Consider the following 20,740-nt stretch of genomic DNA (forward strand, 5'->3'; position numbering starts at 1 on the left):
AAAGATATGTTTGAAACGAAATTTATTCCCGCTGAAAAACCGGACGTGAAATTTGTAGAAAGGCCCTGGGGCTCTTTTAAGCAATACGCCAACAACGAAGACTGCACCGTCAGCCTGATGACGGCACTGCCCGGCCAGCGCCTGAGCCTGCAGTCGCACACCGGCCGCGCCGAACTCTGGATTGTGCTGGACGACGGGGCGCTCGTGCAGGTTGGCGACAAGCTCATGGAATGCAAAGCAGGCGACGAAATCTGGATACCGGCCAATGAAAAACACCGGTTAAGCTGTCCGGGAGAGGTGCCGGTGCGGGTATTGGAAGTGGCCTTCGGGAATTGGCAACAGGATGATATAGAGCGCTATGATGACGACTATCAGAGAGATTAAAAAATCGGGGCGTCTGAAAATGGGACTGTCTGCTTCCCCTTTTCTTATTGCGCTGGCGCCTGCGCTTGGTGGCTTTCTGTTCGGGTACGATACGGCGGTTATCTCCGGTACCATCGAGCAGGTCCGGAACAAGTTTGCCCTTACACCGGTCTACGAAGGCTGGTTTGTGAGCAGCGGCCTGCTGGGCTGTATTATGGGGGTGCTGCTGGCCGGCTTCCTGAGCAATACATTGGGCAGAAAGAATGTGCTGGTGCTGGCCGGCATCACGTTCCTGTTTTCAGCCATCGGTTGTGCCTTTGCAGAGAGTAAAGAAATACTGGTGCTCGGCAGAATGATTGGGGGCATAGGAGTAGGGATAGCTTCTGTTGTGGCGCCCATGTACATTTCGGAATTTGCGCCGGCAGCAAAGCGGGGGATGCTGGTGGCCCTGTACCAGCTGGCAATTACGCTGGGCATCTTTATGGCCTACCTGGTTAATGCGGGCATTGCAGCATCGGCAGAAGCAAATGCAGAAGCCACCGGCTGGCAGGAAGTGTTGTTTTCACGGGAAACCTGGCGCGGCATGTTCCTGATGATGGCAGTTCCCACGGTTCTGTTCATTGTTATCCTGGCTTTTATCCCCGAGAGCATACGCTACCTGCTCAAGGTTGGCAAAACCATCGAGGCACGCAACATCCTGTTCCGTACCCGGAGCAAGGCATCGGCCGAGCAGGAGTGGGAGGCGCTGCATGCTTACCAGGGGACCGGCGCAGCAGCACCAACAGCCGGTTTCTGGAAGCGCATGCGTTTCCCGCTGCTCGTTGGTATCCTGCTGGCTTTGTTTCAGCAGTTCAGCGGCATCAACGCCATCATTTACTACGGCCCCGAAATTTTCAGAAAAGCAGGTGTGGCTTCCGACAATGCCTTGTTCTTCCAGAGCATTGTTGGCGGCGTAAACGTGCTGTTTACATTTGTAGCTATCCGGAAAGCAGATAAAGCAGGCAGGAGGCCTTTGCTGCTCTGGGGCTTAACCGGCCTGGTTGTCAGCTTATTCCTGATTGGGTGGATATTTAATGCTGCTGCTGTGCCCGGGTATGTTCTCCTGTGCTGTATGCTGGCTTTTATTGCCTGCTTTGCCTTGTCGTTAGGGCCTGTTACCTGGATACTTATCAACGAGATATTTCCTTCGGCATACCGGGTGCAGGGCGTCACCATCTGCACACTGGCCGTGTGGCTGGCAGTAGGATTGCTGGGGCAGTTCTTCCCGATGATGCTCGAAACTTTCGGCACCGCCAACACCTTCTGGATCTTTGCCGGCAGTTGCCTGCTGCACCTGCTCTTCAGCTACAAATACATTCCCGAAACCAAAGGGAAACAGCTCGAAGAGATAGAGCATATTATGGTGAGCCATTAGGGGGAGTGCAGTTATGTTTTAAGTGGGTAATCTGGAGGAGGGATCGGTGCAGTGGATCTGATGCTACTTCGCAGGGCAAATCCGTTTTCGTAGGGACAGATCGCGACCCAATGCCGTCAACTTAAGAAGAATTTGTCATCTCGAATGCAATGAGAGATCTGGTATTTTGTTTTATTCTGTTTATACACCAGATTTCTCCCGGTGGTCGAAATGACAATCTACTTATCAAGATACTTAAGTTGACGGCATTGGGTCGCGACCTGTCCCTACCATTATCGACGTCTTGCCAACACAAAGGGGCAGATTATTTAATATCATTACCTTCTATTACAGGAAAAAGAGCTTTAAAGGCAGTTTCTGAACAATACAAAATTTATGACCTTAACCTCTACTAAATTATATCTGGTGAAGAGATTAGTATTAATATCCATAGTTTTTCTGCTTAGCCTCACCTGGCTGCAGCAGAATGCCCGGGCGCAAAAGCCTGCCAAAGACGCTCCCAATTTTGTGCTGATAATCGGTGACGACATCGGCGCCGACGACATTGCCTGCTATGGGAACAAAGAAGTAAAAACACCCAACATCGACCGTCTGGCGAAAGAAGGATTGCGCTTTACGAATGCCTACGTAGCCACCAGTTCCTGTACCCCAAGCCGTGCCAGCATTATCTCGGGGCGGTACCCGCACAATACCGGCGCGGCAGAACTGCATACCGTCATGCCAAACGAAATTGCCCTATTCCCGGAGCTGCTGCAGCAGGCCGGGTACTACACCGCGCAGGCCGGAAAATGGCACCTGGGCGAACCTCCGAAGCGGGCTTTTCATAAGCTGCACCTCAACCAGAAGCAGAACGGCAACGGCGGCGAAGACATGTGGGTGACCACACTGCAGGAAAGACCCAAGGACAAGCCCTTCTTCCTGTGGCTTGCCGCTGACGATGCACACCGTCCCTGGGGCGAGAACCCTTTCAGCGGCACCCATACCCCGGACCAGGTAACACCGCCACCCTACATGGCCAACGCCGCACCTACCCGTGCAGACATGGCCAAATTTTACGACGAAGTAACCCGTTTCGACCATTTTATCGGAAAGGTAGAAGAGGAGCTGAAAAAGCAGGGCGTGCTGGACAATACCATCATCCTGGTGATGGGCGATAACGGGCGTCCTTTTCCGAGGGCCAAAACGCGGGTATACGACAGTGGCATGCGCACCCCTTTTGTGATAAAGTGGAACAAAGGCATCACGAAGAAAGGCGCCGTGAGCGAAAGCCTGGTGAGCGCCATCGACATTGCGCCTACCTTTTTAGAACTGGCCGGTGTAAAGAGCGGCCCCAATTTTCAGGGGAAAAGCTTTTCGGTTTTGCTCAAGAACCCTTCGCAGCCTTTCCGGAACTATGTGTTTTCCGAGCACAACTGGCACGACCTGGAGGCCATGGAGCGGATGGTGCGGACCAAAGATTTCCTGTATGTGCTGAACCTGCGCCCGCACTTGGCTAATTCAGACCCGGGCACGAGCACCACGCCGGCGCTCAAGGACCTGCAGAACCTGCGCGATGCCGGTAAACTAACAGCCGCCCAGGCCGATATTTTCCTGGCGCCCAGGCCGCAGGAAGAGCTGTTTGATCATCGTAAGGACCCCCTGCAGTTGAACAACGTGGCCGGTCAGCCTGCTTACGCCAAAAAACTGGAAGAGCTCCGGAAAGTGATGCAGCAATGGCAAACCGAAACCGCCGATACCGACCCCGGCAACCTGACCAAAGACTGGTACGACCGCGAAACCGGAAAGGCACTGGAAACAAAAGGCGTCCGCGGCAACATGCCCGGCGGGGAGAAAGCGATAAGCGTAACTGCGGGTGGACCTTTCTGATAACATAACATGAACCGTAAAACATTTCTGCAACTGACGGGTGCGGCGCTGACGCTTTCTGCTTGTGCTCCTTCAGGTTTAACCTCAACTTCTGCTGCAACTGCTAAAAAGCGGTCGCTGCGGGTGGTGCACTTAACCGATGTGCACCTGCAGCCCGGCGGCCCCTCCGCCAAAGGCTTTGAAAGAGCGCTGCATGCTGCCCAGTCACTCAACCCGAAACCGGACCTCATCCTGAACGGGGGCGATTCCATCTTCGATTCCCTGAACAAAGACAAGGCGAAAACCAGGGAGCAGTGGGACCTGTGGCACCGCGTGCTTAAAAGCGAAAACAGCCTGCCGGTGGTCAGCTGCATCGGCAACCACGACGTGTGGGGGTGGGGGAGGAAGAAAGATAAAGCCGTCACCGAGGACAAACGCTACGGGAAGCAGTGGGCGGTGGAGTCGTTCGGGCTGGACAACAGGTTCTACAGCTTCGACAAAGGCGGCTGGCATTTTGTGGTGCTGGACAGCACCCATCATACCGACCAGTTCAATTACATGGCCAAACTGGACGAGCAGCAGTTCGACTGGCTCCAGAACGATTTGCAAAACGTGCCGTCGCAGACGCCCGTGCTGGTGCTCTCGCACATTCCGCTGCTCACCTTCAGCAGCCAGTTCTTTAACGGCCTAAAAAAGGATGAGCCTGCTAAATTAGAGTGGGAGCGCAGGGCACTGATGCACCAGGATGCCTGGGAGATAAAGAACCTGTTTAACGAGCACAAAAACGTAAAGCTATGCCTGGCAGGCCACCTGCACATGCAGGAGGAGCTGAACTTCCTGGGCGTGAAATACCTGGTAAACGGAGCCGTATCGGGCAACTGGTGGAAAGGCGACTTCCATGAATTCAAACCCGCCTTCGCTGTTCTGGACCTCTTCGCCGACGGCTCTTCCTCGCATGAATGGATTGCCTATTGAGTGGAAGTAGCTGGGATAGGTGTAACTCCAGAACTTAAAAATGAAGAGCAGTGGCTCTGGAGGCAGGTGCAGAAGACTAAAAGTGTTTCTGCTCCTGCCTCCAGAGCCACTGCTCCTTGTTTAGGTATCGTACTGGTGCAGGACCTGGTGCTGGTAAAGCAGCAGCTCCTTATCCTCCTGCCTGGGGCGTATGCGGAGGCCTCTTAAGTGCTTCAGCATACGCCGGAGTTTACTTCTCCAGGTGTTGGCATTCATCGGGAAGTTGCTCTAAAAGTTGATGTTACGTGCAACCGGATCCTGGTACTTTGTCTGCAGGCTGTGCAGCTGCTCTTTCAGTTGTTTGATTTTGGCAGCATAGGCCGGGTTGTTGTACTCGCTCTTCAGTTCCTGCGGGTCTTTTTTCAGGTCGAAAAACTCCCACTCGTTCAATACATAGTAGTAAATGAGTTTGTGCTGATCGGTGCGGATGCCGAAGTGCTGCGGAACCCGGTGCGGCTTAGGGTATTCGGAGTAGTGGTAGTACACCTCCTGGCGCCAGTCTTTGGGCGTCTGGCCTTTGAGCAGGGGCACCAGGCTCCGGCCCTGCATTTCGTGGGGAACAGGTACGCCGGCGGCTTCCAGGAACGTTTCGGCCAGGTCGAGGTTCAGTACCATTTCTTTGTTCTCGGAGCCAGGTTTGGTTACGCCCGGCCAGCGTACGATCAGTGGGGTGTGCAGCGATTCTTCGTACATCCAGCGCTTGTCGAACCAGCCGTGCTCGCCCAGGTAAAAGCCCTGGTCGGAGCTGTAAACCACGATGGTGTTTTCCTCCAGCCCTTCCTGCTTCAGGTAATCCAGTACCTTGCCCACACTTTCGTCAACAGATGCTACCGTCCGGAGGTAGTCCTGCAGGTAGCGCTGGTATTTCCAGCGTACCAGGTCTTTGCCGGTTGGTTTGCTGGCCAGGAACTTTGCATTCTCTTCCTGGTAAGCCATGTAAAAAGGCTGCCACTGCTCCGGGAGCATGCGCCCGTAGGGGCTGTTCGGGTTGCCTGGTGCTTTGGCGGCATGTTTTGGCTCAAACAACTTGTTGTCTGACATGAGTCGCATATGCTTTCCGATCTCCATTTCCTGGTTGCGGGCGCCGCTGGCGCGGTTGGCGTAATCGTCGAAGAGCGTGGCAGGCTCGGGGAATTTCTTGTCTTTATACAGGGTGAGGTGTTCCGGAGCCGGAAGCCATTCGCGGTGTGGGGCCTTGTGCTGGAACATCATCAGGAAAGGTTTGCTTTTGTCACGCTTTTTATCCAGCCAGTTCAGTGTTTCGTTGGTAATAACATCGGTTACATACCCCTGCTCCCGTTTACGTCCGTTGGCTGTCAGGAAATCGGGGTTGTAGTAATCGCCCTGGCCAGGCAGGATTTTCCAGAAATCAAACCCGGTTGGGTCGGAGTGCAGGTGCCATTTGCCAACAATGGCAGTCTGGTAGCCTGCCTGCTGCAGCAGTTTCGGAAAGGTGGTCTGGGAACCGTCAAAAACTTCCCCTGGCTGGTTGGTAGCCAGGCCGTTCAGGTGGCTGTACTTGCCTGTGAGCAGCACGGCACGGCTGGGACCGCAGATGGAGTTGGTTACCATGGCATGCCGGAACAACATGCCATCCTTAGCCAGCCGGTCGATGTTCGGGGTTTTGGTGAGGTCGGAGCCATAGGCGCTGATGGCCCGGAGGGCATGGTCGTCGGTGAAAATGACGAGGATGTTCGGCTGTTTACCGGCTGTTGCAGGGGAGCCCGTTCTCTTTTGTGCGGCGCAGTGTAAACCGGACAGCGCCAGGAAAAGTACAAGAAAGCTTGTTAAGGTTTTGTTCATAAAAGGGTATAGTTAAGTTCGGTTGGCAGGCAAGTGGCTGCTCTAAGTGCCGCAGATCCTGCATGAAATCTATTGATTTTCGGTTCCAGGTTTCTTTATTCAAAATAAAGCCATACCGGGAGCAGCTGCTATCACTTTTGTTGAAATTGCTGTTACGATAGTCGTTTGAATTGGAATTGCCGGGAGGAATATTAATATTGACTTAAAATTTAGTGTAAACCTGCAGCCCTCGCGGTTATTTAAATCCACCTTTTTGTTTTTTAGTCATCATCATTATAACATTTAACTTATGCTTAAGAGAACAGTATTTTTTGTTTTGGGTATTGCCCTGTTTCTGACGGGTATCAGTCTCCTGGCCCGGCAGTTTTTACCGGAAGAAACGGAAGCTGCTATGTATCAAAACCCGTTAAAGGTAAAGTTCGGCGATCCGTATGTGATGTATGACGAGACCAGCAAACAGTATTACATGTACGGCACGGGGGGAGGAGCAAAAGCAGGGTTTGCCACCTACTCGTCTCCGGACCTGGTGAACTGGAAAAACGAAGGACAGGTATTTTACGGCAATACCCCGGGCTCCTGGGATGTAAAAAACTTCTGGGCGCCGGAAGTATACCGGGTAAAAGACAAATACTACATGTTTTACAGTGCCGACTGGCGGCACAATCCGACCAATGAACTCGAAAACTTCAGGATTGGTGTAGCCGTGGCAGATAAACCAACCGGCCCTTTTAAAAACATCAGCGACAAACCGCTCTTCGACCCGGGGTACCCAATTATAGATGCGAATGTGTATTTTGAACCGGGTGGTAAAATGTACCTGTACTACTCGCGCTGCTGCTACAAGCACCCGGTGGAAAGCGAAGTAGCCGCCTGGGCAAAGAAGACAAACCTGTTTGATGAAATAGAGGAAAGCTGGATTTATGGGGTCGAACTTAAGCCTGATTTCAGCGGCGTAACAGGCGAACCGGTGCTGCTGCTGCGTCCGCCCGTTAAAATGAACGATGCCCAGGCGGAGTGGGAAAGCCGTTCGGTTACCTCCAAAGAAGTAAACCGCCGCTGGACCGAAGGCTCCTATACCTTTAAGCACGGCGATACATACTACATGATGTACTCGGCCAATCACTTTGGCGGCGAAAACTATGCCGTAGGCTATGCCACCTCAAAGCATCCCCTGGGCCCTTTCCTGAAAGCCAACAACAACCCGGTACTGGAGAAAAATACAGATAAGGGTGGCGACGTAACCGGTACAGGCCATAACAGCATTGCCTACTCGCCCGACGGTAAACAGCTGTACTGTGTTTACCACGGCCGTACCAAAGCAACAGGCAAGGAACGGGTCGTGTTTATCGATAAGATGAAGATACAGGCGGATGGAAAATTAGTAGTGGAAGGCCCCAGTACGACACCAAAAGTATTACCACTTGTAAAAAATTAAACTCTTTTCGCTGGCAGCCCGGCAAAGCATGAGCTATATGATATGATGAACAAAAAATTACTGCTTTGTTTTTTGCTGCCCCTGGCGGGCGGGCTGCATTCCTGTAAACCGGCGGAACCGGCAGGAGCAGTGGCAGGCAGCACCGGCACGCCGGTAGCTGAAAGCACAGTTCAAACGTCTTTTGCGGAACTGGCGCTGGAAGAGTCGACGGTGCCGGTGCGACCGGGTGTACCTGGTAAAGTGCCGTTCTGGAACGAAGCAGCCAAACGGTTTATCTATGCTCCGGCTTTCGATTTCAAGCCTGTTGCCAATGCTGTTACCTACCGTTACGAGGTTATATCCGAAGCCGGAAACCAGACCTACAGCTTCGAAGCCAAAGCGCCATACGAAGCCCTGAGCCCGGTGTGGGCAAAAGTACCGGTAGGCAATTTCGAGATCAGGGTAACCGGCCTCTCCGCCTCCGGCGAAAACCTTGGGCTGGCCGGTACAGGAAAGCATTACCGGGCCGCACCGTTTACTGGAAATTACCGCCAGGCTGTGTTGCCCTACGACAAAAGCGCCATGCTCGCCCTGGAGCGCCTCATGAACGAAGCTTATGTAACGTACTGGTTTACCCACAAAAAACCGGACCCCAGCTATCTGAACTACCGCTACCCGGCCAAAATTCAGAGTGCGCTGGTAATAGGAGCCGTTACCTACGCCCGCCTGAAACCCAATACCGCTGAAGCCCGGAAAGCTACCGAGCTGGCCCGCATCGTGGCAGATTTTATGCTCGGCATCCGCTTTAAGCCCGGCACCGCCTGGGAGTTTTTTGTGCCTACCTACCACGGGACAAAGTTTCCGGCTGAAGCGAAAAGGTCGCACATGAATCCCGTGAACAACTTTACCGTGATGGGAGTGGATGCCGGCGTTGCCTTCCTGGATTTGTATGACCTCACGAAAGACGCCAAATACCTGGAGGCGGCGAAGAACATTGCAAAAACGTACCTGAAAAACCAGATGCCTGAAGGGAGCTGGTACCAGTTTGTGCATCATGCCACCGACAAACCGGTGGCCGATAACATCGTTATCCCAACCGCAGTTATCAATTACTTCGACCGCCTGAAAAACGATTACCAGGTGGCCGGCTTAGAGAGTGCCACCCGGAAAGCGCTCGCCTGGATTATGGAGCATCCGGTAAAAACATTCGACTGGCAGGGGCAGTTTGAGGATGTATACGCCCGCCCGCCTTACAGGAACCTGAGCCGCGAACAGGCCTGCGACCTGGCCATCTACCTGTTCAACAACAGCAGGGATAACCCGGGCCATGTACAGCTGGCCGAAGAACTGGTGCGGTTCTCCGAAGACCAGTTTGTTGTGTGGGAGCAGCCACGTGCCTATGCCGCCACAAACAAAACCCCCGGCCGCAGTTCTAAAGACTGGATAACGCCGAGTGTGCAGGAGCAGTACGTGTTCTGGTACCCGGTAGGGCGCGCTGCCGGTGTAATGGTTGACACTTACTGGCATGCTTATAAAGAAACCAGGAAACCGCTCTACCTGGCTAAAGCCAAAGCTATTGCCAATTCCTTTACGGTAGTGCAGCAGGCCCATGAGGGGGAGTATCCCACGTTTTTTACAGAACATAATTTGCCTCTGTGGCTCAACAGCGTTGTGTATCCGGCCAAGGTATTGATGAACCTGGAAAATGATCTTCGGAAGAACTTATAACCAAACGCTGTGCAGTGGCTGTGGTGGCAGGTGCAGACGACCTAAAACGATAGCCATTACGTTAGCCATGAGAAGAATAACCATACTCCTTGCCCTTGTGATGTTGTTTTCCGGCTGGGCGCCGCCTAAAAAGAAAGTGCTCATTATCGGAGATTCTATTTCTATCGGTTACTTCCCTTTTGTACAGGAACAGCTGGCGGGAAAGGCTTTGCTGGTGCACAACAAAGGTAATGCACAGCACACCGGCACCGGTCTTAAAAACATAAACGACTGGCTGGGAAAGGAGGACTGGGATGTGATCCAGTTTAACTGGGGCCTCTGGGATTTGTGTTACCGCCTGCCCGAGGTAAAAGGTGAAGCCGGCAGAGATAAGGTGAAGGGTAAATTAACAACTAACCTGGACCAGTACAGCGCTAACCTGGAGGCGCTGGTAAAGGTGTTGAAGAAAACAAACGCTAAGCTGGTGTATGTTACCACAACCTACGTTCCGGAAAATGAGCCGGGCAGATTTGTGGAAGACGCTGAAAAATATAATGCCGTTGCCAAAGCGGTAATGCAGGCAAATGGAATAAAGGTAAACGATATCTATTCGAACTCCAGGAAAATCCACCAAAAATTTGCGGTGGCTCCCAACGATGTGCATTATACCAAAGAAGGTTACCAGGAGCTGGCAAAGCTTATAAGTCAGGCCTTACAAAACAGCATCTTATAACAGAAGCAGCCGGGACTTTTCCGGAAGTGCTAAATAGCAAAGTACACCAACTCCCATGACAATCATATACCACCTCGCAGTCAGCCTTTTCCTGGCAGGAAGCTTTTTTGCCGCCCCTGTACTGGCGCAGCAGAAAAAGCAGCCGAACATCATCTTTATCCTGACCGACGACCTGGGCTACGGCGACCTGGGGGTGCTGTTCCAGCAGCAGCGGCAGAAAGCAAGCGACCGAAGCGAGCCTTGGAACTTCACGCCGCAACTCGATAAGATGGCGGAACAGGGCGCCGTGCTGCAGCACCATTACTGCGCCGCACCGGTTTGTGCACCCTCACGGGCCTCCTTCCTGCTGGGCCAGAACCAGGGCCACGCCAACGTGCGCGACAACCAGTTTGATAAAGCCCTTGCCGATAACCATACCGTTGCTTCCGTGTTAAAGACGGCAGGCTACGCCACGGCAGCTATCGGCAAATGGGGACTGCAGGGCAAAGGGAAAGGAACAGACTGGCCCGCCCACCCGCTTAACCGGGGCTTCGACTATTACCTAGGCTACATGCGCCACGGCGACGGGCACGAGCATTACCCGAAAGAAGGACCGCACAAAGGCCCCAAAGAAGTGTGGGAGAACCGCACGGAAATTTCAGCGGGACTCGACAAATGCTACACCGCCGACCTCTGGACCGCCGCCACCAAAAAGTGGATAACGGAGCAGGTAAAAGGCAAAAAATCTGAAAAGCCATTCTTTGTATTCCTGGCTTACGATACGCCTCATGCCATCTTACAGTATCCCACCCAGGCTTATCCTGCGGGCGGCGGACTGAAGGGCGGTCTGCAGTGGCTGGGCAAGCCCGGGCAGATGATTAACACCGCCTCCGGCACCATCGACTCCTGGGTGCACCCCGACTACGCCAACGCTACCTACGACCACGACAAAAATCCGGCAACAGCAGAAGTAGCCTGGCCTGATGTGTACAAACGCTACGCCGCCTCCGTCCGCCGCATCGACGATGCCGTTGGCGACATCCTGCAATTGCTCAGAGACCTTAAAATAGACGACAACACATTGGTGGTATTTACTTCCGACAATGGCCCGTCGCTGGAGTCGTACCTGCCTAAAATGGACAATAACCCCGACTTCTTTAACAGCTTCGGTCCGTTTGATGGCGTGAAGCGGGATGTGTGGGAAGGAGGTGTGCGCATGCCGGCGCTGGCCTGGTGGCCCGGTCAGATACCAGCCAACCGCATGGTGCAGACGCCCAATGCCGCTTACGACTGGCTCCCCACTTTTACCAATGCCGCCGGTTATCCGGCACCCGCCAATACGGATGGGGTTTCGCTGCTGCCTTCGCTAACCGGCAAGGGACAGCAAATGGAGAGCCTGGTGTATGTGGAGTATTTTAACGGAGGCGCCACACCTGCTTTCCCGGAGTTTGCACCTGCCCACCGCAAGCGCAGGCGCAACCAGATGCAGCTGCTCCGCCTGGGCGACCATGTGGGCGTGCGCTACGATGTGAAGTCCCACGCCGACGACTTTGAGATTTACAACGTAGTACAGGACCCGCAGGAGAAAAAGAACCTGGCCAAAGCACCGGGCATGGAAGCGCTGCAGCAGCAGCTGAAAGAAAAAGTGCTTCAGCTGCGCCGTCCGGATACGGAAGCGCCACGCCCTTATGACAACGAGCCGGTGCCTGCTGTAGGAGACAGGAACACAAAAGCAGGCCTGACCTGGAAAGCATATGCGGGTAGTTTCCTGTGGCTCCCGGAAGTAGCTGGGCTACAGGCATCTGCCGAAGGACAGGCTGCGCAACCCGACCCGGTTGTGGCAGGAAAGGGCAAAGCAGGAGTGCTCTGTTACGAGGGTTACCTGCGCGTGCCCGAAGACGGCACTTACACGTTCTCCCTTAAAGCTGACGCCGGTGTACTGCTGCGCCTGCACGAGGCCACCATCATCGATGCCGACTACGGCTACAAGCCGGGCACGGAGCGCCAGGGGAAAGTCCTGCTAAAAGCCGGCCTCCACCCGTTCCGGCTGTACTATACCAACAAAGCAACCGGCAAACAGTCGCTGGACCTGCAATGGGAAGGACCTGGCATTACGAAGCAACCTGTTCCGGCAGCTGCTTTTGCCCGGGATGCCAGTATAGCGCAATAGGGAGCTAAAAAAGTCCTCAGCACCTGCCACCACAGCCTCTGCTCTTTAGAACAATTGCTTTTGCGCCAGTTGCGCCGATAATACCGCCATTTTGAGCGAAGCTGTAACTGGTGGCAGGAATTATTTAATAGTACCATTTTTACCCTCCAAGCTTAGCCTTGTCCAGGGCGGGGAGTCTGCTTTTTTGATAATTGCCTGGCTGGTTGCATAGAAACAGGTATCAATTTTAAGTAAGAATAGCAGGGAGCCTTCACCCATGCCGTGGCCCCCGTCAGGGCTGAACACAGGCATTTTGTCGGGGGGACTGAATATGGGTAAGAATAAAATTTCTGCCTACGGCACCGATAACAATTGCAAAAGACCTCGCAGTGTGCGCAGCTCCTGCGAGTGTCTGATGGCAGAAATCCCTCACTTATACTCCCCCGGATTAACCGTCCGGTATGAATTGCTCAGTACAAAACCCAGCATAAGCTCATGCGTGCCGGAGCTGTACTGGCTGATGTTGGAGGAAACAGCCTCGTAGGCATAGCCCACCGTCATAAATGTATTGAAGTTATACCCCACCAGGGCTGCAACGGCATTCTGGTGCCGGTACGACACCCCGCACCAGGCCTGGCGCAGGTACGACACCCGCAGGTTCAAATCAATAAACACAGGACTCGCATCTGTTTTTTTCACCAGCACCGAAGGAGTAACGGCTATCTCCGGTGTCAGGCGGCGCTCAATTCCTCCCGTTAGGTAATAATGATTCACAAACCGTTTTTGCTTGTTGCCTGACAGGCTGTACTTGTTAATGTGGTCCTGGAGCAACTGTGTTACAGCGGCCCCAATGTAAAAATTCTTGCCGTAGAGGGTGGTGCCCAGGCTGAGTTCCGGTAGCAGCAGCGCTTTCTGGTACTGCCCGATAACGGGGTCGGCGTGCGGACCGAAGTCGAGCTTGTCCATGTCCATGCTGTAGCGGGTAAAGCCGGCCGATATGCCCGAAGACAGTTTCATGTTTCGCTGCACAGGCAGGTGGTAGGCATAGGAGGCTGTCATGCCGAAGCGTTTTTCCATACCGATTTTATCCATAAAGATCGTGCCGCCAAGGCCATGATGGGAGCTGAGCTGCGCAAAGTCGTTTTCCTTTTTATAGCGGATTTTGTTGATAATCTGGTTCTGCCCCTGTGCCGGCAACGACAGGATGGAGCTGCTCCGGTCCCGTTTGTTCAGCGGGCCGTGCGCCGACAGGTACATCGAAACAGGCGCCCCCTCCATGCTCGTCCACTGGTTGCGGTAGCTCATGCGGGCGTCGGTGTAGTTCTCGATACCGGTAAGCGATGGGTTGAACAAATAGCTGTTCAGCATGTACTGCCCGTAGTGCGGCTTCTGCTGCGCCCGACCGGGTAATGCGAAGCCTATGCAAGCGAAAAGCAGGATGTAAAGTTTTTTCATGGCGTTGCCTCCTTATCGAACAATGGAAATGGTCCCGTTCATGGGTTTGTGCTTGCTGTTGGGTTTGATGATGTAGAAGTAGGTGCCCATGGGCAGCTGCCGGCCGTTGTGCCTGCCATCCCATGCCTGGTCGAAACCGCCGTCGTACACCAGGCTGCCCCACCGGTCAAATACCTGGATGCTGGCCTGCGGGTAAGCGGAGATGCCGTAGAGCACCCAGGTGTCGTTGATACCGTCGTTGTTCGGGGAAAAGGCGTTCGGAATTTTCAGGCGCGGGAGCACGGTTACCTGCATCTTGTCAGAAGCAGTGCAGCCTGCGGCTGTAGTCATGGTAAGCTTGTAAACCGTCGTTTCAGTTGGGCTGGCGGAAGGGTTGGCAGCGCGGGGGTTGCTTAAACCTTCAGCCGGTTCCCAGAGGTAGGTGCCGTCGCCGCTGCCTTCCAGGCTAATGCTTTCGCCCTCCAGTACCTCCAGGTCGGCGCCCGCCGAAACGAAGGGGAGCGGGTTGAAGCGTATCAACACCTCATCGGTAGCATCGGGGCAGGTGCCGTTGCGGACGGTCCAGCGCAGGGTGTACTGCTCGCCCGGTTGCCCCGAAAAGCTGCTGTTGTGCTGGTCGGGTTGGTGGATGGTGCCGCCGCTTCCGCTCACCATGCTCCAGGTACCCGCCCCCACGGCAGGTGCTTCTGCCTGCAGGGTAGTGCTCCTGCTGCCGCACTGGTCCAGCTGGTCGGGGCCTGCTTTGGCCCGGGGCTGGGCGCTGATGGTAACGGTGCTGGTCGCAGAGGCCGTGCAGTTGTTGTCGGAGCGGACGGTCAGTTTAACAATAAAGGTGCCCGGGCTTTTGTAGGTGTACCGGGGGTGCTGCTGTGTAGAGGTGCTGCCGTCGCCGAACTCCCACAACCAGCTGCTGATGGCGCCGGAAGAAAGGGTGGAGCCATCGGTAAAGGCCGTTACGTCTTTCTCGCAGAAGTTGGCTGCGGTAAAAGCCGCTGCCGGTCTGGGATAAACGGTTATTTCGCCGGCGGCCATGTCGGTACAGCCGTTGCCGGCTGTTACCGTCAGTTTTAGTTGGTAGGTACCGGCTGCCTGGTACACGTGCCGGGGTGGCGTGGGGGTGGTAACTGCTACAGGAGATGTTCCGTCGCCAAAATCCCAGGTGTAGGAGGCGATGGTGCCGCCGGTCATGGTCGAAGCCTGCGTAATAAGTGCTGGTTCCTCCAGGCAGACATTGGCGGTGGTAAAGGCGGCCGTCGGGCTCGGGATAATGGTTAGCTGTTGGGTGGTGGTGCTGAAGCACACGCCGCCCGAGTAAACAGTAAGCTTTACGGTTTTCAGGCCTGGCGTCGTGTACAGGTGCGTAGGGTGCTGCTCGTCGGAGGTGCTGCCGTCTCCGAAGTCCCATTCCCACCGCTTGATGGTGCCAAACGAAAGCGTGGATTCATCTTTAAAGGTCACAGCGTCTTTCTGGCAGAAACTGCTGGCTGAGAACTTTGCTTCCGGTTCGGCTCCGCTTACCACGTAGTCAGTTTCTTTGCTGGCCACGCAGCCTTTGTCGGAGGTAACGGTCAGCTTTACTTTATATAGCCGCGCCTCCGAATAGCGGTGCTTCGGATTTCTTTCCGTAGAGGTGGTGCCGTCGCCAAAGTCCCAGAGGTAGGTCATGGTGCCGCTCTCGATGGTTGACTCGTTTACAAAAGCCGCTTCGTCGCGCAGGCAGATTTCGGGTAAGGTATAAGCAGGTATCGGTTTGGGATAAATGATGATATTTTGCGCAACCGAGTCCACGCAGCCTTTGTCGGAGTAGGCTTTCAGTATCACGCGGAAAGTTCCTGCTTTTGTGAAGTTGTGCGAAGGATTGGTGGCTGTGGAGGTATTGGCAGCAGATGCCGGGTCGCCGAAATTCCATTCGTAACGGGAAATGCTTCCTTCCGCAACAGCAGAGGCATTGGTGAAAGCAGCAGCCAGCGTTTCGCAAACCGGTTCGGCAGTAAAGGCCGGTACTGGCAAGGGACGCACCGTAACCTCCTGCGTACTAGTGGCCGTACAGCCGCCGCTGGTGGTAACTTTCAACGTAACCGGGTAAACGCCCGGCTGCTCAAACGTATGCTTCGGATGCCTTTCCGTAGCTGTTTTTCCCGGCTCAAACTCCCATTCCCATTTGGTAATGGTAGTACCTATTGCCGCTACCGATTTATCCTCAAAATGCATCTCGTTCCGGGCGCATGCTTCTGCCGCGCCGAAGGCTGCTTCCGGGTTCGGAAACACATCAAAGGTAAAGGTCAGTTCGTCCTGGGTGTCGCAGTCGTTGGAGACGGGTTTGCCGATGATGGCTTTTATGGTGTAGCTGCCTTTGGTGGTGTACACATGCGCGGGGCTGGAGAGGGTGGCTAGATCACCGTCGGTAAGCGGGGCATCGGGATCGTCGCCAAAATCCCATTGCAGGAATGTGGGGGTATAAGGAACCACTACTTTAAAGATGGCGCCTTTGTTTTCGCAGCCCGTGCTGTACTGTGGTCCCGCCACCGGCTGCGGAACAATGTATTTGGTCAGGTCTTTCAGGTTGGCACCTGCCGAGTAGGCATATGATTCTACATTGGCAAACCCATAGGCAATGGCACTAAAGCCGCTGTCGGCTGCCAGCGTGTGGTTACCGGCAGCCACATCGGCCTGGGTGTAAGAATAGGCGGGGTTGGAGGGGATGGGCGTCCACTGGGTAACGGGCTGGCCATCCAGCCGGAGCAGACCGGTGTTGGCGGTTTTCATGAGCACATTGATGTACTGCCCGGTGATGTTCTGGAAAGGGGAGGAGTAGAGGGTGATGTTCGTCAGCGTCTGTTCCAGCGGGTTCAAAATCACCATGTCCGGGTCGCCTACCACGCCGTTGCGGTCGCAGGTCTGGGTGGTGGCGTATTGTGCCACCGTAACAGGTTGGTCTGCGGAAATATAATTGCCGGTGGTGCTAACAAACTCATGCACCTGCCCGGGGTTCAGCACCACCGTGTTACCATTGATGCTGACACGGGTTGCCTGGGCACCGGCCATAATCCGGTAAATGTCGCCGGCGGTCCGGGTTTTGAAAGGCGCCGTGATGTAGTTTTTCCCCCAGGCGCTGAGCGGGTAGAGCTGCTGGTACAGGTTATCGCCGGAGCCGCTGGCGGGGCAGGTGGGAATGCTGCTGCTGGTAATGCCGGTAAAGGAACTGCCCGAAAAAACGGCTACTTTTTTACAGCCGCCGGTGGGAGTAACCAGCGTCCTGATGCGGCTCCCGGTCAGGTCTTTGCCTGCATCGGCCCTTACCTGGTACACCTCGCCCTGGTTGAGCTTTACGGTAAAGGGCACACCCGGCTGCTGTTTTTTGTCGAAGCTTTCTGCAGTGAGTTCTATTTCTACTTCCGTATCGTCTTCCACGCCCACTACCACAAGCTCGCTGTAGCCAATCAGGTTGTTCGTGTTTTTCTGCTCGATGCTCATGGCATAGTACTCGCGGCCCATGGTGTTGGTGGGCAGGGCCAGCGTGGCGGCAGACCGGGCATTGGCGTAGATGTGGGAGTACACCACCACCGGTTCCTCTGCCGTTACATGAATCCCTTTGTTCTCCACCACCTCCGAATTGCCGATGTAAGCCGCCTGCGGTATGTTGATAATGGTCACATTGTTAGCCGTAACCGTAAAGTTTTGCACAAACCCGATGCCGGGAACCGCTACGGTGCCGGTCGTAGTAACGTCAGACGTAACATAGAGGCTCAGTTTGGATTGGGCGTTGCTGTTGCTCTGCCCGTCTATGTGCCCCATGTAGGCAATCCAGAAGTCTTTCCCTTTGTTAGAGGTATTCTGCGCCCAGGCCTGTGCGCAGAACACAAGGAGTAGCAGATGCAAGAAGAGAAAACAACTTCTCTTTACCAGGTAGCGGTGCCCGCGCTTCATAAGTGATAACACGTAAAAGTTATAAAATACAGTAGGTAATGGGAAAGGGTGTTGTAAAGAATAATTATATGGTGTGTAAGATAGATATTTTCTGGTATTTACAAACTAATATTTGTTAATTATTAAGATGCGGCTGTTGCTTTTAAGTCCCAGGAAACCGGTTTGGTGCTGTTGGGCCGGCAGCGGCAAAACATAACGCCTGGTGCGTGCAGCAGGGTGTGTGCAGCCGCTCCGGCTGGCGAGAAAAAGCCTGTGTGGGATATGTTATATTCCGCCTGCCGCTCCTGGTTTGTTTCTGGTAAACTGCACCTGCCACCATTTCCTCTGCTGCCTGGCATAAGCTGTGTGGTCGTGATGTTGGGGGTGAACAGGAAGGTTGTGGTAAGAGCGGCTTGGTGCGTTCGGGAATAGCTTCGCGCAAACAAATCATTGTTAAGCTAAAATGTAGCTTTCCCTTTCAAAAATAGCTTCTATTAGGTGTGGGCGACATATGTCCTAGCATTTGCTACAATTGTGATAAACCCTTTGCAAGTCTCTTTCTAATATTGTATCGCTAGCAATTCGGAAAATTAAACCAAAGATAAAACAGATAAATAACATTAGATTGAGATGAGAAGAAGCGTGTTATTAGTTGCGGCTTTCCTCTGCAGTTTCCTGGCGAAAGCACAGGAGCAGAAGCTGAACCCGGTGGGGATGAAGACTTCGTGGGGAGAGAAAGTGACAGCAGAAAATGCCTGGCGTGAGTACCCGAGGCCACAGCTGGTGCGGTCGGAGTGGATGAACCTGAACGGATACTGGGATTATGCAATCGTGCCCCGGGAAGCGAAGGAGCCAAAGCAGTTCGATGGTAAAATACTGGTGCCGTTCTGCGCCGAGTCGAGCCTCTCGGGTGTTGGCAGAATTGTGCAGCCCGACCAGAAGCTGTGGTATAACAGAACTTTCGTGGTGCCTGCCGGCTGGAAAGGCAAAAGCGTACTGCTGCACTTTGATGCTGTAGACTGGGAAACAACAGTATGGTTGAACGGTAAAAAGGTGGGTGAGCACAAGGGTGGCAGCGATCCTTTTTCATTTGATGTTACCAGGTACCTTAGAAAAGGAGGGCAGCAGCAACTGGTGGTGTCTGTCTGGGATCCTACCGATACCGATACGCAGGCCCGGGGCAAACAAGTGCTGGAGCCTAAAGGAATCTGGTACACGCCTGTAACAGGTATCTGGCAAACAGTGTGGCTGGAGCCGGTGGCGAAGGCATATGTGGCTTCCATTCTCCCGGAGCCGGATATCGATCAGAACAAAGTAATTATTAAGCACCAGGTAAACGGAGCAGGCGGTAACGAGCAGCTTGTAATTAAAGTGCTGAAAGATAACAAAGTAGTTGCCGAAAAAACAGCTGCTGCCAACAAGCCTGTTGAAATAGCTATCCCGGACCCGGAACTCTGGACGCCTTACTACCCGGAGTTGTACCGCCTGGAGGTGCAGCTGAAGGACGGCAGCAAAACACTCGATAAGGTAAAGTCTTACTTTGCCATGCGCAAAATAGCCAAAGGCAAAGACGCGATGGGCTACGAAAGGCTGATGCTCAACAACCAGCCCTTGTTTCAGTACGGTACCCTGGACCAGGGCTGGTGGCCTGACGGTTTGCTTACGCCTCCTTCCGAAGAGGCAATGCGCTACGATATGGATATGCTCAAAGAAATGGGCTTTAACATGCTGCGTAAGCACATCAAGGTAGAGCCATCCCGCTACTACTACTATGCCGACTCCGTGGGGCTGCTGGTGTGGCAGGATATGGTGACCGGTTTTAAGACCGAAGACAGGGAAATTCAGCATATCAAAGCCGAGGCGAAAGAAGACTGGCGCAGACCGAAAGCATCGGCGCAGCAGTTTGAGCAGGAGTGGAAGTCTATTATCGATCACCTGCGCTTCTTTCCTTCCATCGTGGTGTGGGTGGTGTTTAACGAAGGCTGGGGACAGTACGATACCAAGCGCCTGGTAGACTGGACGCAGCAGTACGACCCGACCCGTATCATTAACGGCGTGAGCGGCTGGACCGACCGTGGCGTGGGCGACATGAACGATGCGCATCATTATCCGGGACCTGGCATGGAGCCTGCCGAAGAAAACCCGGGCAGAATTATTGTGCTGGGTGAGTTTGGCGGTCTTGGCCTGCCCATCGAAGGCAAAATATGGAACCCGAACATGCGCAACTGGGGCTACCGCACCTACCAAACCAGCGACGAGCTGCACAAGGAGTACGCCAAGCTGATGCACAACATGTACCCCATGATTCACAGGGGGCTGGCAGCTGCCGTGTATACCCAGACAACCGACGTGGAAGGCGAAGTGAACGGCCTGATCACCTATGACCGTAAGAAAGTGAAGATAGAACCGGAGTTGCTTCGTATCCTGCACAAGCCGCTTTACAATACACCCGGTAAGTCTGTCGCCCTCTTCCAGGATTCGGAGATAAACCCGCAAAACATGCTCATTACCGATAAGCCGCTTTTTATCCCCGGTCTCAAGAGCCTGAATAAGTCGGATTTTACCCTGGCGAAAGGTCCTGTTACGTTAAAGAAAGGCGATAACCGCTGGGCAGCGAAGTCTTTTAACTTAAATGATATTCCAAGAAACCTGCAACTGCGCATCCTGGGCCACGGCGATACGAAAGTTTACTTGAATGGTCAGCTGGTTGTAAATAAGTTTATCAACACCAAGCGCCACTACGACGAGATTAACCTGAGCGAGTACGACGGGTATCTGAAAAAAGGCGAGAACAGCCTGGTGGTAGAGCTGTCGAATGTGGTTAACGCTTCTGTGTTTGATTTTGGATTATACACATTTCAGTAACAGGTATAAATGGCTTTTGCCTGATGTGCTGCTGTTGAAATAGTTTAAATTTTGCAAAATAAGGTGTTTTCTGTTTGTGTTGGTAAAGTTATA

Annotated in this window: 12 protein-coding genes; 9 read left to right on the forward strand and 3 right to left on the reverse strand. The window is 53.8% G+C overall.

The window, feature by feature from the left end; genetic code table 11:
- Positions 1-6 precede the first annotated feature (6 nt).
- The 4 genes from DCW36_RS10385 to DCW36_RS10400 all read left to right on the forward strand — a co-directional run bounded on the left by DCW36_RS10385 (position 7) and on the right by DCW36_RS10400 (position 4,597).
- Positions 7-384 carry a phosphomannose isomerase type II C-terminal cupin domain gene (locus DCW36_RS10385; RefSeq protein ID WP_114778564.1) on the forward strand — a complete coding sequence of 126 codons (378 nt, stop codon included), beginning with the start codon at positions 7-9 and terminating at the stop codon, positions 382-384.
- Positions 359-1,777, forward strand: a complete 1,419-nt coding sequence (locus DCW36_RS10390; protein WP_114778565.1) for a sugar porter family MFS transporter — start codon at positions 359-361, stop codon at positions 1,775-1,777. The genes DCW36_RS10385 and DCW36_RS10390 overlap by 26 nt, the downstream gene beginning before the upstream one ends.
- A 405-nt stretch (positions 1,778-2,182) precedes the next feature.
- Entirely contained in the window at positions 2,183-3,643 is a 1,461-nt protein-coding gene (locus DCW36_RS10395; protein ID WP_240676122.1) for a sulfatase family protein, read from the forward strand.
- A gap of 9 nt (positions 3,644-3,652) precedes the next feature.
- Positions 3,653-4,597, forward strand: coding sequence for a metallophosphoesterase family protein (locus DCW36_RS10400; protein ID WP_114778567.1), 945 nt, complete (start codon positions 3,653-3,655; stop codon positions 4,595-4,597).
- A 267-nt stretch (positions 4,598-4,864) separates the two neighbouring features.
- Here the strand turns inward: DCW36_RS10400 and DCW36_RS10405 are convergent, their stop codons facing one another.
- A complete protein-coding gene (locus tag DCW36_RS10405; protein WP_114778568.1) occupies positions 4,865-6,439 on the reverse strand; it encodes a sulfatase family protein in 1,575 nt (524 codons plus the stop codon).
- A gap of 289 nt (positions 6,440-6,728) precedes the next feature.
- Between DCW36_RS10405 and DCW36_RS10410 the strand changes: the two genes are divergently transcribed.
- From DCW36_RS10410 to DCW36_RS10425, 4 genes are all read left to right on the forward strand, one after another.
- A complete protein-coding gene (locus tag DCW36_RS10410) occupies positions 6,729-7,874 on the forward strand; it encodes a glycoside hydrolase family 43 protein (protein ID WP_114778569.1) in 1,146 nt (381 codons plus the stop codon).
- Between the two features lie 42 nt (positions 7,875-7,916).
- Positions 7,917-9,581 (forward strand): hypothetical protein, encoded by a 1,665-nt coding sequence (locus tag DCW36_RS10415; protein WP_114778570.1) that lies wholly within the window; start codon positions 7,917-7,919, stop codon positions 9,579-9,581.
- 67 nt (positions 9,582-9,648) lie between these two features.
- The gene (locus tag DCW36_RS10420) at positions 9,649-10,293 is read left to right on the forward strand and encodes an SGNH/GDSL hydrolase family protein (protein ID WP_114778571.1); all 645 of its coding nucleotides are present in this window, start codon (positions 9,649-9,651) and stop codon (positions 10,291-10,293) included.
- 55 nt (positions 10,294-10,348) lie between these two features.
- Positions 10,349-12,442: a sulfatase-like hydrolase/transferase gene (locus tag DCW36_RS10425; protein ID WP_114778572.1), complete on the forward strand. Its 2,094-nt coding sequence runs from the start codon at positions 10,349-10,351 to the stop codon at positions 12,440-12,442.
- Positions 12,443-12,850: 408 nt separating this feature from the next.
- On the opposite strand, the gene DCW36_RS10430 is transcribed toward DCW36_RS10425, so the two are convergent.
- Entirely contained in the window at positions 12,851-13,876 is a 1,026-nt protein-coding gene (locus tag DCW36_RS10430; protein ID WP_114778573.1) for a PorP/SprF family type IX secretion system membrane protein, read from the reverse strand.
- 12 nt (positions 13,877-13,888) lie between these two features.
- Positions 13,889-17,755, reverse strand: a complete 3,867-nt coding sequence (locus DCW36_RS10435) for a PKD domain-containing protein (protein ID WP_164891098.1) — start codon at positions 17,753-17,755, stop codon at positions 13,889-13,891.
- Positions 17,756-18,412: 657 nt separating this feature from the next.
- Between DCW36_RS10435 and DCW36_RS10440 the strand changes: the two genes are divergently transcribed.
- A complete protein-coding gene (locus DCW36_RS10440) occupies positions 18,413-20,647 on the forward strand; it encodes a glycoside hydrolase family 2 protein (RefSeq protein ID WP_114778575.1) in 2,235 nt (744 codons plus the stop codon).
- Positions 20,648-20,740: the final 93 nt, after the last annotated feature.

The organism is Botryobacter ruber (assembly GCF_003347595.2).
Classification (GTDB): domain Bacteria; phylum Bacteroidota; class Bacteroidia; order Cytophagales; family Hymenobacteraceae; genus Pontibacter; species Pontibacter ruber_A.

Bases quoted from the DNA above. Each gene is read 5' to 3' on its own strand.
- DCW36_RS10385 (WP_114778564.1), top strand. From the start codon at position 7: ATGTTTGAAACGAAATTTATTCCCGCTGAAAAACCGGACGTGAAATTT.
- DCW36_RS10390 (WP_114778565.1), top strand. From the start codon at position 359: ATGATGACGACTATCAGAGAGATTAAAAAATCGGGGCGTCTGAAAATG.
- DCW36_RS10400 (WP_114778567.1), top strand. From the start codon at position 3,653: ATGAACCGTAAAACATTTCTGCAACTGACGGGTGCGGCGCTGACGCTT.
- DCW36_RS10405 (WP_114778568.1), bottom strand. From the start codon at position 6,439: ATGAACAAAACCTTAACAAGCTTTCTTGTACTTTTCCTGGCGCTGTCC.
- DCW36_RS10410 (WP_114778569.1), top strand. From the start codon at position 6,729: ATGCTTAAGAGAACAGTATTTTTTGTTTTGGGTATTGCCCTGTTTCTG.
- DCW36_RS10415 (WP_114778570.1), top strand. From the start codon at position 7,917: ATGATGAACAAAAAATTACTGCTTTGTTTTTTGCTGCCCCTGGCGGGC.
- DCW36_RS10420 (WP_114778571.1), top strand. From the start codon at position 9,649: ATGAGAAGAATAACCATACTCCTTGCCCTTGTGATGTTGTTTTCCGGC.
- DCW36_RS10425 (WP_114778572.1), top strand. From the start codon at position 10,349: ATGACAATCATATACCACCTCGCAGTCAGCCTTTTCCTGGCAGGAAGC.
- DCW36_RS10430 (WP_114778573.1), bottom strand. From the start codon at position 13,876: ATGAAAAAACTTTACATCCTGCTTTTCGCTTGCATAGGCTTCGCATTA.
- DCW36_RS10440 (WP_114778575.1), top strand. From the start codon at position 18,413: ATGAGAAGAAGCGTGTTATTAGTTGCGGCTTTCCTCTGCAGTTTCCTG.